A 12,052-nucleotide genomic window follows, 5' to 3' on the forward strand; every position below is an offset into this window, starting at 1 on the left:
CAAGAGCTGGTTCAAAGGAATAGCTACTGGGTTTCCTGCGTGCTGGAAACAATCTTAAGGCATTTGGGGGGCTTTGGCTTCCCTGGAGAGGCGCATTGACGCTGGATACGGCGTTTTCGGCGCTCCATCGGTTTTCCATGTTGGTTTTTGACAACAGGGCCATTGGGCGCGGCCCGACGGCCGGCCGCGGCTTGCCGATGGCGGCCCGCAAAGGTCGCTCATCGGCCACTTCCCGTGGCCCTGCCCAACGGGATCGGAATCGAATGATAGAATTTCCTGTTTACCCGGCCCGGGTTCCTCCTTACACGATTCTGTCGTTATATATATGGATTCCTTTGCCAAGGAGACGCTTCCGGTTTCGCTGGAAGAAGAGATGCGCCGCAGTTACCTCGATTACGCGATGAGCGTGATCGTTGGGCGGGCGCTACCGGATGTGCGGGACGGCTTGAAGCCCGTCCACCGGCGCGTGCTCTACGCGATGCACGAACTGAACAACGATTGGAACCGCGCCTATAAGAAGTCGGCGCGTATCGTCGGGGACGTCATCGGTAAATACCACCCCCACGGCGACCAATCCGTCTACGACACCATCGTCCGCATGGCGCAGGATTTCTCCATGCGCTACATGCTGGTCGACGGCCAGGGCAACTTCGGCTCGATCGACGGCGATAACGCCGCGGCGATGCGTTACACCGAAATTCGCCTGGCCAAGATCGCCCACGAACTGCTGGCCGACATCGACCAGGAAACCGTGGACTTCGGCCCCAACTACGACGGCAGCGAGCAAGAACCGCTGCTGTTGCCGTCGCGCCTGCCCAACCTGCTGGTCAACGGCAGCTCGGGCATCGCGGTGGGCATGGCCACCAACATTCCGCCGCACAACCTCCAGGAAGTGGTCGACGGCTGCCTGTACTGCCTGCGCAATCCGGCCTGCACGGTCGATGAGCTCATCGAGCTCATCCCGGCGCCCGATTTCCCCACGGGCGGCATCATCTACGGCATGTCCGGCGTGCGCGAAGGCTATCGCACCGGTCGCGGCCGCGTCATCATGCGCGCCAAGACCCACTTCGAAGACATGGAGAAGGGCAATCGCCAGGCGATCGTGATCGACGCGATTCCCTACCAGGTCAACAAGAAGACCTTGCAGGAACGCATCGCCGAACTCGTCAACGACAAGAAGATCGAAGGCATCTCCGATATTCGCGACGAGTCCGACAAGGACGGCATGCGTCTGGTCATCGAGCTCAAGCGCGGCGAGGTGCCCGAGGTTGTCCTGAACAACCTGTACAAGAACACGCAGCTGCAAGACACCTTCGGGATGAACCTGGTGGCGCTGGTCGACGGCCAGCCCCGCCTGCTCAACCTGAAGCAGATGATCGACTACTTCCTGCAGCATCGCCGCGAAGTGGTCACGCGCCGCACGGTGTTCCAGCTGCGCAAGGCCCGCGAACGCGGCCACGTGCTGGAAGGCCTGGCCGTCGCGCTGGCCAACATCGATGATTTCATCACCATCATCAAGGCCGCGCCGACGCCTCCCGTCGCCCGCCAGGAATTGATGGCGAAGTCGTGGGATTCGTCGCTGGTGCGCGAAATGCTGTCGCGCGCCGATGGCGATACGCCGGGAGGCCGCTCGGCCTTCCGTCCGGACGACCTGGACGCCGAGTTCGGCCTGCAGGGCGACGGCATGTACCGCCTGAGCGATACGCAGGCTCAGGAAATCCTGAACATGCGCCTGCAACGCCTGACCGGGCTGGAGCAGGACAAGATCGTCGGCGAATACAAGGACATCATGTCCACCATCGCCGACCTGCTCGACATCCTGGCCCGCCCCGAGCGCATCACGACGATCATTTCCGACGAACTGCAGGCCATCAAGGCCGAGTTCTCGACCGGCGTGAAGGACACGCGCCGCTCGGAAATCGAGATGAACGCGACCGAGCTCGATACCGAAGACCTGATCACGCCCACCGACATGGTCGTGACCCTGTCGCACGGCGGCTACATCAAGAGCCAGCCCTTGTCCGAGTACCGCTCGCAAAAGCGCGGCGGACGCGGCAAGCAGGCGACGGCGATGAAGGAAAACGACTGGATCGACCAGTTGTTCATCGCCAACACGCACGACTTCCTGCTGTGCTTCTCGAACCGCGGCCGCGTGTACTGGCTGAAGGTCTGGGAAGTGCCCCAAGGCACGCGCAATTCGCGCGGCAAGCCCATCGTCAACATGTTCCCGCTGGCTGACGGCGAGAAGATCACGGTGGTGCTGCCGGTCAAGGAATTCAGCGAAGACCACTACGTCTTCATGGCGACCTCGCGCGGCACGGTCAAGAAGACCCCGCTGTCCGACTTCTCCAACCCGCGCAAGGCCGGCATCATCGCCGTCGACCTTGACGATGGCGACTACCTGATCGGCGCCGACCTGACCGACGGCCAGCATGACGTCATGCTGTTCTCGGATTCGGGCAAGGCCGTGCGCTTCGACGAAAACGACGTGCGTCCGATGGGCCGCAACGCCCGTGGCGTGCGCGGCATGATGCTCGAGGAAACGCAGACCGTCATCGCGCTGCTGGTTGCCGGCGACGAAACGCAGACCGTGCTGACCGCCACCGAAAACGGTTACGGCAAGCGCACGCCGATCGGCGAATACACGCGCCATGGCCGTGGCACGAAGGGCATGATCGCCATCCAGACCAGCTCGCGCAACGGCAAGGTCGTGGGTGCGGTGCTGGTCAACCCGACCGACGAAATCATGCTGATCACCACCGGCGGCGTGCTGGTGCGCACCCGTGTCGCGGAAATCCGCGAAATGGGCCGCGCGACCCAGGGCGTCACGCTGATCAACGTTGACGACGGCAGCACGCTGTCCGGCGTGCGCCGTGTCGTGGAAAGCGATGCTGACGACGACGGCGACCTGGGCGAAGACGGCCCGGACGAAGGCGGCGACGACAGCACTGATGCCGCGCACGCGACGGATTCGACGGAACCTACGGAGCAATAATGGCCCGCCCCTGGAACTTCTCGGCAGGCCCCTCGGCCTTGCCCGAGGTGGTATTGCAGCAAGCAGCAGCTGAGATGCTGGATTGGCATGGCAGTGGCATGTCGGTGATGGAAATGTCTCATCGCGGCAAGCACTTCGTGCAGATCTGCGACGAAGCCGAATCCGATTTGCGTGAGCTGCTGGGCTTGCCCGCTGACTACGCGGTCATGTTCATGCAAGGCGGAGGTTCCGGGGAAAACGCCATCGTTCCCATGAATCTCATGGGGCGCCGCAGCACGCCGGCTGCCGACTTCGTCGTGACGGGCCATTGGTCCAAGCGGTCGTACAAGGAAGCCGGGCGCTATGGCAGCACCCATGTGGCGGCAAGCAGCGAGCAGGCCATCCAGCTCGATGGCCGCGAGCAAGGCCCGCTGACCTGGGTGCCGCCGGTCGATACCTGGAATGTGCGCAAGGAATCGGCTTACCTGCACCTGTGCAGCAATGAAACCATCGGCGGCGTCGAGTTCATGGACTGGCCCGACACCGCCGCGCTGGGCGCACCCGACGTGCCGTTGGTCGTCGATGCGTCTTCGCATTTCCTGTCGCGTCCGATGGACGTGACGCGTTGCGGCATGATGTATGCCGGCGCGCAAAAGAACGCGGGCCCGGCTGGCGTGACCATGGTCATCGCCCGCCGCGACCTGATCGGCCACGCCTTGCCGATCTGCCCGTCCGCCTTCGATTACGCCAATGTGGCCGCGGATCATTCGCGCTACAACACACCGCCGACCTTCGCGATCTACGTCGCGGGGCTGGTGTTCAAGTGGGTCAAGGCCAATGGCGGCGTGGCCGGCATGGAAGCCGCCAACAAGGCCAAGGCCGACCTGCTGTACGGCTATCTGGACAGCACCAATTTCTATCGCAATCCCATTCACGCTCCCGTGCGTTCGCGCATGAACGTGCCGTTTGTGTTGCGCGATGAGTCGCTGAATGACGCCTTCCTGCAAGGCGCTGATGCGGCGGGTCTGACACAACTAAAGGGCCACAAGAGCGTGGGCGGCATGCGCGCCTCCATCTACAACGCCGTCCCCCTTGCCGGGGTATCGGCGCTGGTCGAGTACCTGAAGGAATTCGAGCGCCGCTATGGATGAAGATCTGCAGCGCAAGCTGCTTCCCTTGCGCGCCCGCATCGATGCGTTGGACGCGCAGATCCTCGACTTGCTGTCGCAGCGCGCCCGCGCCGCGCTGGAAGTGGGCGAGGCCAAGCATGCCGCGCAAGCGGACGGCCCGGTGTTGCGCCCCGAGCGTGAAGCCGAAGTCATCCGCCGCTTGCAGCAGCTCAACCCCGGCCCGTTCCCGAATGCGGGTGTGGCGTCGGTGTGGACCGAGATCATCTCGGCCTGTCGCGGTCTGGAGCGCGGCATGACCGTCGCGTACCTGGGGCCGCAAGGCTCGTTTTCCGAGCAGGCGGCGCTGGAGCATTTCGGCCACGCTGTGCAGAAGCTGCCTTGCGCGTCATTCGACGAGGTGTTTCGCGCGGTCGAGGCTGGCCAGGCGGATGTGGGCATGGTGCCGGTGGAGAACTCCACCGAAGGCGCCGTCAACCGCAGCCTGGACCTGCTGCTGAACACGCCGCTGACGATCCTGGGCGAACGCTCGCTCGTCATCCGCCATTGCCTGATGTCGCAATCGGGCGGCATGGACGGCATCAAGACAATATCCGCGCATCCGCAGGCGCTGGCTCAGTGCCAGGGCTGGCTGACGCGCAACTATCCCGACCTGGAACGCGTGGCTGCCTCCAGCAATTCCGAGGCTGCGCGTGCAGCGGCGGGTGACCCGAGCGTTGCGGCGATCGCCGGCGAAGTGGCCGCGCCCGCCTGGAACTTGCAGGTCGTCGCGGCCGGCATCCAGGACGATCCGCACAACCGGACCCGTTTCCTGGCCATCGGCAACATCCAGCCGCTGGTCAGCGGCAAGGACAAGACCAGCCTGATCCTGGCCGTGCCGAACCGTGCGGGCGCCGTGTATGAAATGCTGGCCCCGCTGGCGGCCAACGGCGTATCGATGACCCGCTTCGAGTCGCGCCCCGCGCGCACCGGTCAGTGGGAATATTATTTCTACGTTGATGTCCTGGGCCACCGCAACGATCCGAACGTCGAGCGCGCCCTTGCCACCTTGCAGGCGCAGGTCGCCTATCTGAAAGTGCTGGGTTCCTACCCGGCGCCGTGAGCCTCCACACCATGACCACCGCATCCAAGCCCCTCGTTGCTCCCGCGCACGTCAGCGCCATCGCGCCCTACCAAGCGGGCAAGCCCATTGAAGAACTGGCCCGCGAGTTCGGGCTGGATCCGGCCGGCATCGTCAAGCTGGCGTCCAATGAAAACCCGCTGGGCATGCCCAAGTCGGCGCGCGCGGCCATGCTGGCCGCGGCCGAGTCGCTGGCCCGCTATCCCGACCCCAACGGTTTCGACCTGAAGGCGGCCCTGGCGGAACGCTACGGCGTGCCGATGAACTGGATCACGCTGGGCAACGGTTCGAACGACATCCTCGAGATCGCCGCGCTGGCGCTGCTGGAGCCGGGCTCGTCGGCGGTGTATGCACAGCACTCGTTCGCGGTGTATCGCCTGGCCACGCAAGCGCGTGGCGCGCGCCACATCGTCGTGCCGGCGCAAGACTACGGCCACGACCTGGACGCCATGTTCGACGCCATCGCCGACGACACGCGCCTGCTGTTCATCGCCAACCCCAACAATCCGACCGGCACCTTCGTGCCGGGCGACAAGGTCGCGTCGTTCCTCGAGCGCGTGCAAGCCGCTCATGGCGACCGCGTCACCGTGGTGCTGGACGAGGCCTACAACGAATACCTGGATCCGGAGCACCGCTTCGACAGCACCGCGCTGGCCCGCCGGTTCCCCAACCTGATCATCTCGCGCACGTTCTCCAAGGCCTACGGCCTGGCCGGCTTGCGCGTGGGGTTCTCGGTGGCCCAACCGCCGCTGACTGACCTGCTGAACCGCGTGCGCCAGCCGTTCAACGTGAATACGCTGGCCCAGGCCGCGGCGATCGCCGCGCTGGGCGATGCGGCCTACCTGGAAGAGGCGTATGCCTCGAACAAGTCCGGCAAGGCGCAATTGTGCGAAGCGTTTGACCGCCTGAAGCTGCGCTATGTGCCCAGCTACGGCAACTTTGTGCTGGTGCATGTGGGCGATGCGCCGCGCATCAATCTGGAATTGCTCAAGCGCGGCGTGATCGTGCGCCCGGTGGCCGGCGACGGCCTGCCTGAATGGCTGCGTGTGTCTATCGGCTTGCCGCAAGAGAATGCCCGCTTCATCGATGCCCTGACCGCCATCCTGTCCGCATGAACGACGCGTTACCTTCTACGAATCAGGGGGCCGCTGGCCCCCTGATTCCTGTATTGGCCGTCGTGGGCGTGGGCCTGATCGGGGGCTCCTTCGCCGCGGCGTTGCGCCAGGCGGGTCAAGTGGGCCGCGTGCTGGGAGTCGGGCGCAATGCGTTTTCGCTGGCGCGCGCCGTTGAGCTGGGTTTGATCGACGAGGCCGTCAGCGCCGAAGACGCGGCGGCCCGCGCCGACCTGATCTTGCTGTCCACGCCTGTGGGTGGCTTGAAGAACGTGCTGGCACGGATGCTGCCGCATCTGGGCGCCACGACGGTATTGACCGACGCGGGCAGCACCAAGGCCGAAGTCGTCGACGCGGCGCGCGAGGCGCTGGCCGGCAGTATCGGACGTTTTGTGCCGGGCCATCCCATCGCGGGCGCCGAACGCACGGGGCCGGACGCGGCTGATCCGGGCTTGTACCAGGGGCGCACCGTGATCCTGACGCCGCTTGCCGAAAACAGCGCGCAGGCGACGGACCTGGTACGCCGCGCCTGGCAGGCCTGCGGCGCCAGTGTGATCGACATGAATGCTGAGGCCCATGACCGCTTGCTGGCGTCGGTCAGCCATCTGCCGCATCTGTTGTCCGCGGTCTATATGGAGCAGGTGGCCACGGCCGCCGACGCGCGTACGCGCCTGGACCTGGCCGGCAGCGGTTTTCGTGATTTCACGCGTATCGCGGCGGGTTCGCCCGAGATGTGGCGCGATATCTTTCTATCCAATCGCGATGCGATGCTGGCCGAGCTTGCCGATGTGCGCGCCGTCCTGGATCGTGCCGAACGCGCCATCGCCGATGGCGACAACGCGGTGTTGCTGGCGCTGCTGGAAACCGCGGCCCAGGCGCGCCGCAACTGGCGCAAGGAGTAACTGACATGGGCGCTTTGCCTTATCTGGACCTGCCGCGCGTGCGGCAAGCGCAGGGCGTGATCGCCTTGCCGGGCTCCAAGAGTATTTCCAACCGCGTGCTGCTGCTGTCGGCGATTGCTGAGGGCACCACCGTCATCACCGGCTTGCTGGATTCCGACGATACGCGCGTCATGCTGGGCGCGCTGCGCCAGTTGGGCGTGCAGGTGTCGGACCTGGACGCCGGCCGCGTCACCGTCGAGGGCGTGCGTCGTTTCCCCGTGGAAAGCGCCGATCTCTTCATGGGCAACGCCGGTACGGCGATCCGTCCCCTGACGGCGGCCCTGGCTCTGATGGGCGGTGATTACCGCTTGTCGGGCGTGCCGCGCATGCACGAGCGGCCAATCGGCGACCTGGCTGATGCCTTGAATGCGCTAGGCGCCCGGATCGACTATCTGGGCCAACCGGGCTATCCGCCGCTGCATATCGGCCGTGGTGAGATCGCCGCGGATGCCGTGACGCGCGTGCAGGGTTCGGTGTCCAGCCAGTTCCTGACCGCCTTGCTGCTGGCTGCACCGTTGCAGGCGGGCCGCAGCGGCAAACCCGTCACGATCGAAGTGGTGGGCGAACTGATCTCCAAGCCTTACATCGAAATCACGCTGAACCTGATGGCGCGCTTTGGCGTGCAGGTGCGGCGCGACGGTTGGAGCCGCTTCGTGATCGAAGGCGGCGCCGGCTACCGCAGTCCGGGCCAGATCGCGGTGGAAGGCGATGCCTCCACGGCGTCCTATTTCCTGGCGCTGGGTGCGATTGGCGGAGGTCCGTTGCGCGTGACGGGCGTGGGCGCTGACAGCATTCAGGGCGACGTCGCCTTTGCCGATACGCTGGCGCACATGGGCGCCAACGTGGCCTACGGTCCGGATTGGATCGAAGTGACCGGCGTCCGGGTGGCCGACGGCGCGCGCCTGAAGGCGTTCGACACCGATTTCAACCTGATCCCGGACGCCGCCATGACCGCCGCGGCGTTGGCCCTGTATGCCGATGGACCGTGCCGCCTGCGCAACATCGGCAGTTGGCGGGTGAAGGAAACCGACCGCATCCACGCCATGCAGACGGAACTGGAAAAGCTGGGCGCGCAAGTGGAATCGGGGCCGGATTGGCTGCGTGTCATCCCGCCGGCGCAGGATGCCTGGCGCGACGCGCACATCGGCACCTGGGACGACCACCGCATGGCCATGTGTTTTTCGCTGGCGGCCTTTGGCCCGGCAGCGGTCCGTATCCTGGATCCGGGTTGCGTCAGCAAGACGTTCCCGGGTTACTTTGATGTCTACGCGAGCCTGGTATCGGCCTAGCGCGAACCCCCCATGACTTTGACTTCTTCGATTGATTCATCTCCGGCCGCCGTCATCACGATCGACGGCCCCACCGCTTCGGGCAAGGGCACCGTGGCGCATCGCGTCGCCAAGGCGCTGGGCTGGGACGTGCTGGATAGCGGCGCGCTGTACCGCCTGACCGCCCTGGCCGCCATCAAGCAGGGCGTTGCCGCCGACGACGAACCCGGCGTGGCCCGCGTGGCGGAAACGCTGGACGTGCGCTTTGACGGCCCCCATGTGTACCTGGAAGGCGCCGACGTCGGCCACGACATCCGCCGCGAGGAAGTGGGCAATTTCGCCTCCCGCGTGGCCGCTTTTCCCGGTGTGCGCCGGGCCCTGCTCGAGCGCCAGCGCGCTTTCCGCCTGCCGCCGGGCCTGGTGGCGGACGGCCGCGACATGGGCACGGTGGTGTTCCCGGATGCGTCCCTGAAGGTGTTCCTGGTCGCTGATGTGGTCGCCCGGGCGGAGAGGCGCCGTAAGCAGTTGATCGAAAAGGGAATTTCTGCTAATCTAGATGACCTTCTGCGAGACATGCGCGAGCGAGACGCCCGCGATACCGAACGCGCTACCGCGCCGCTGGCCCCCGCAGCAGATGCACATGTGCTGGATTCGTCTGATTTGACGATTGCAGAGACGGTGCAGGCAATACTGGATTTCTGGCAACAAGCGCAGGCAAAAGCTTAAAGGCATCAGCCTGAAAGCTTGGCTGAAAGCCCAAGTTAGCCAGTCCACCTTTATTTTTTGATTAGGCCCTGTTCTAGCCAGGCGCAACCCCCACGGGACACCCCGCAGGGCAAACCGGCAGGCAGGTATTTTGACTCCACTGTGGCGGGCAATCCGCTGCGGTGTGTTCTTAACGGCCATTTCGGCCCAATGGATTTCAACCCCATGTCTTCCGTTTCCACTACCGCCACCGGCGGCGAAAGCTTCGCCGACCTTTTCGCACAAAGCCTCAAGAGCCAGGACATGAAGTCCGGCGAGGTCATCAGCGCCGAAGTCGTGCGCGTCGACCATAACTTCGTCGTCGTCAACGCCGGCCTGAAGTCCGAAGCGCTGATCCCCCTGGAAGAGTTCCTGAACGACCAGGGCGAGCTCGAAGTGCAACCCGGCGATTTCGTCTCGGTGGCCATCGATTCCCTGGAAAACGGCTACGGCGACACCATCCTGTCGCGTGACCGCGCCAAGCGCCTGTCGGCCTGGCTGCAACTGGAAAAGGCCCTGGAAAACGGCGAGCTGGTTACCGGCACCATCACCGGCAAGGTGAAGGGCGGCCTGACCGTCATGACCAACGGCATCCGCGCGTTCCTGCCGGGTTCGCTGGTGGATCTGCGTCCGGTCAAGGACACCACCCCGTACGAAGGCAAGACCCTCGAATTCAAGGTCATCAAGCTCGACCGCAAGCGCAACAACGTTGTGCTGTCGCGTCGCCAAGTGCTGGAAGCCAGCATGGGCGAAGAGCGTCAAAAGCTGCTCGAAACCCTGCACGAAGGTGCTGTGGTCAAGGGCGTGGTCAAGAACATCACCGACTACGGCGCGTTCGTTGACCTGGGCGGTATCGACGGCCTGCTGCACATCACCGACATGGCATGGCGCCGCGTGCGTCACCCGTCCGAAGTCCTGCAAGTGGGTCAGGAAGTCGAAGCCAAGGTCCTCAAGTTCGACCAGGAAAAGAGCCGCGTCTCGCTGGGCGTCAAGCAGCTGGGCGAAGATCCGTGGGTGGGCCTGGCTCGCCGCTACCCGCAAGGCACCCGCCTGTTCGGCAAGGTCACGAACCTGACCGACTACGGCGCGTTCGTTGAAGTCGAAGCCGGCATCGAAGGCCTGGTTCACGTCTCCGAAATGGACTGGACCAACAAGAACGTCGACCCGCGCAAGGTTGTTACCCTGGGCGAAGAAGTCGAAGTCATGGTCCTGGAAATCGACGAAGACCGTCGTCGTATCTCGCTGGGCATGAAGCAGTGCCGTCAGAACCCGTGGGAAGAGTTCGCCACGAACTTCAAGCGCGGCGACAAGGTCCGCGGCGCCATCAAGTCGATCACCGACTTCGGCGTGTTCGTCGGTCTGCCTGGCGGCATCGACGGCCTGGTTCACCTGTCCGACCTGTCGTGGACGGAAACGGGCGAAGAAGCCGTGCGCAACTTCAAGAAGGGCGACGAGATCGAAGCCGTGGTTCTGGGCATCGATACCGACAAGGAACGCATCTCGCTGGGCATCAAGCAGCTGGAAGGCGACCCCTTCAACAACTTCGTCGCCACGTTTGACAAGGGCGCCGTTGTTCCGGGCACCATCAAGTCCGTCGAAGCCAAGGGCGCTGTTGTTACGCTGTCCGTGGACGTTGAAGGCTACCTGCGCGCTTCCGAGATCTCCTCGGGCCGCGTTGAAGATGCCACCACCGTTCTGAACGCTGGCGAAAACATCGAAGCCATGATCGTCAACATCGACCGCAAGACGCGTTCGATCCAACTGTCGATCAAGGCCCGTGACAACGCCGAGACCGCCGACACGATCCAGCGCATGTCCGACGCCAGCGCTTCGTCCGGCACCACCAACCTCGGCGCGCTGCTGAAGGCCAAGCTGGACCAACAGCGCAACGACGGTTAATTCGTGACCAAGTCGGAGCTGATCGCCGCCTTGGCGGCCCGCTATCCTCAGCTGGCCGCCCGCGACACCGATTACGCGGTCAAGACCGTGCTGGATGCAATGACCCAGGCCCTGGCCTCGGGTCAGCGCATCGAGATCCGCGGTTTTGGCAGCTTCTCGTTGTCGCAGCGGTCTCCCCGAGTCGGTCGCAATCCGAAATCCGGCGAACAAGTGCTGGTGCCTGGCAAACAGGTGCCGCACTTCAAGGCGGGCAAGGAATTGCGCGAACGGGTAGACCTGGTCGGCGGCAATGACGAGGACGCTCAATCCTCTGGATCGAGTGAGCCGATGCCGTCCATGGCAAGTTTGCACGCCATGCATTGACGGCTCGGCGTAAAGGCTGCCTACGGGCAGATCGGACCGAGAACAGGCCCCTTGAGAAATCAAGGGGCTTTGTTTTTTCCGGCCGTGCGCCTGGGGGCCCGGCGCCTCGCGGGGATTTTTTTTCCTTGTGGCTTTGCGGCGTCGCTTACAATTGACAGTCTTGAATTCTCTGGAGCATGCGTCATGCGCTATCTCGTCTGGGCCCTGCGATTGCTCGTGTTTATTGCGGTATTGATGTTCGCCCTGAAGAACACCGATCCGGTTGCAGTGAAGTTCTATGCGGATTACGTCGTGCAAGACGTGCCGTTGATCGTTGTGATGCTGGTCGTATTCGTGGCTGGCGCCCTGTTTGGCTTGTTGCTGACCGTGCCCGCCGCCATGCGCCGCCGCCGCGAAGCCATGCGCTTGCGCCGCGAGCTGGACCGCGTGCAGGCTGCCGTCAATGGCACCACGCCTGTCGTGCCGCCGGAAGCCGTTGCGCCCATGTCGCCGCTGTGACGGCGC

General features: G+C 64.3%; 10 protein-coding genes. All 10 read left to right on the forward strand.

Annotated features, from left to right (window positions below):
• Positions 1-325 precede the first annotated feature (325 nt).
• The 10 genes from gyrA (at position 326) to AC3WMU_RS22515 (ending at position 12,046) form a co-directional block, all read left to right on the forward strand.
• Entirely contained in the window at positions 326-2,995 is a 2,670-nt protein-coding gene (gene gyrA / locus AC3WMU_RS22470; protein WP_492282999.1) for a DNA gyrase subunit A, read from the forward strand.
• Positions 2,995-4,125, forward strand: coding sequence for a 3-phosphoserine/phosphohydroxythreonine transaminase (gene serC, locus AC3WMU_RS22475; RefSeq protein ID WP_006225151.1), 1,131 nt, complete (start codon positions 2,995-2,997; stop codon positions 4,123-4,125). Before gyrA ends, serC begins: the two co-directional genes overlap by 1 nt.
• Positions 4,118-5,203, forward strand: a complete 1,086-nt coding sequence (gene pheA / locus AC3WMU_RS22480) for a prephenate dehydratase (RefSeq protein ID WP_280025421.1) — start codon at positions 4,118-4,120, stop codon at positions 5,201-5,203. The genes serC and pheA overlap by 8 nt, the downstream gene beginning before the upstream one ends.
• An 11-nt stretch (positions 5,204-5,214) precedes the next feature.
• Positions 5,215-6,336 (forward strand): histidinol-phosphate transaminase, encoded by a 1,122-nt coding sequence (hisC, locus tag AC3WMU_RS22485; protein ID WP_006225149.1) that lies wholly within the window; start codon positions 5,215-5,217, stop codon positions 6,334-6,336.
• Entirely contained in the window at positions 6,333-7,235 is a 903-nt protein-coding gene (locus tag AC3WMU_RS22490) for a prephenate dehydrogenase (protein WP_280025418.1), read from the forward strand. The genes hisC and AC3WMU_RS22490 overlap by 4 nt, the downstream gene beginning before the upstream one ends.
• A 5-nt stretch (positions 7,236-7,240) precedes the next feature.
• The gene (gene aroA, locus AC3WMU_RS22495) at positions 7,241-8,563 is read left to right on the forward strand and encodes a 3-phosphoshikimate 1-carboxyvinyltransferase (RefSeq protein WP_006225147.1); all 1,323 of its coding nucleotides are present in this window, start codon (positions 7,241-7,243) and stop codon (positions 8,561-8,563) included.
• A gap of 12 nt (positions 8,564-8,575) precedes the next feature.
• Positions 8,576-9,268 carry a (d)CMP kinase gene (cmk, locus tag AC3WMU_RS22500; protein WP_088590170.1) on the forward strand — a complete coding sequence of 231 codons (693 nt, stop codon included), beginning with the start codon at positions 8,576-8,578 and terminating at the stop codon, positions 9,266-9,268.
• 204 nt (positions 9,269-9,472) lie between these two features.
• Entirely contained in the window at positions 9,473-11,185 is a 1,713-nt protein-coding gene (gene rpsA / locus AC3WMU_RS22505) for a 30S ribosomal protein S1 (RefSeq protein WP_006225145.1), read from the forward strand.
• 3 nt (positions 11,186-11,188) lie between these two features.
• Positions 11,189-11,548: an integration host factor subunit beta gene (locus AC3WMU_RS22510; protein ID WP_006225144.1), complete on the forward strand. Its 360-nt coding sequence runs from the start codon at positions 11,189-11,191 to the stop codon at positions 11,546-11,548.
• 183 nt (positions 11,549-11,731) lie between these two features.
• On the forward strand, positions 11,732-12,046 hold the full coding sequence (locus AC3WMU_RS22515) for a LapA family protein (RefSeq protein WP_006225143.1): 315 nt from the start codon (positions 11,732-11,734) through the stop codon (positions 12,044-12,046).
• Positions 12,047-12,052: the final 6 nt, after the last annotated feature.

The organism is Achromobacter sp. FW305-C-13, from assembly GCF_058783475.1.

Bases quoted from the DNA above. Each gene is read 5' to 3' on its own strand.
- gyrA (WP_492282999.1), top strand. From the start codon at position 326: ATGGATTCCTTTGCCAAGGAGACGCTTCCGGTTTCGCTGGAAGAAGAG.
- serC (WP_006225151.1), top strand. From the start codon at position 2,995: ATGGCCCGCCCCTGGAACTTCTCGGCAGGCCCCTCGGCCTTGCCCGAG.
- pheA (WP_280025421.1), top strand. From the start codon at position 4,118: ATGGATGAAGATCTGCAGCGCAAGCTGCTTCCCTTGCGCGCCCGCATC.
- hisC (WP_006225149.1), top strand. From the start codon at position 5,215: ATGACCACCGCATCCAAGCCCCTCGTTGCTCCCGCGCACGTCAGCGCC.
- AC3WMU_RS22490 (WP_280025418.1), top strand. From the start codon at position 6,333: ATGAACGACGCGTTACCTTCTACGAATCAGGGGGCCGCTGGCCCCCTG.
- aroA (WP_006225147.1), top strand. From the start codon at position 7,241: ATGGGCGCTTTGCCTTATCTGGACCTGCCGCGCGTGCGGCAAGCGCAG.
- cmk (WP_088590170.1), top strand. From the start codon at position 8,576: ATGACTTTGACTTCTTCGATTGATTCATCTCCGGCCGCCGTCATCACG.
- rpsA (WP_006225145.1), top strand. From the start codon at position 9,473: ATGTCTTCCGTTTCCACTACCGCCACCGGCGGCGAAAGCTTCGCCGAC.
- AC3WMU_RS22515 (WP_006225143.1), top strand. From the start codon at position 11,732: ATGCGCTATCTCGTCTGGGCCCTGCGATTGCTCGTGTTTATTGCGGTA.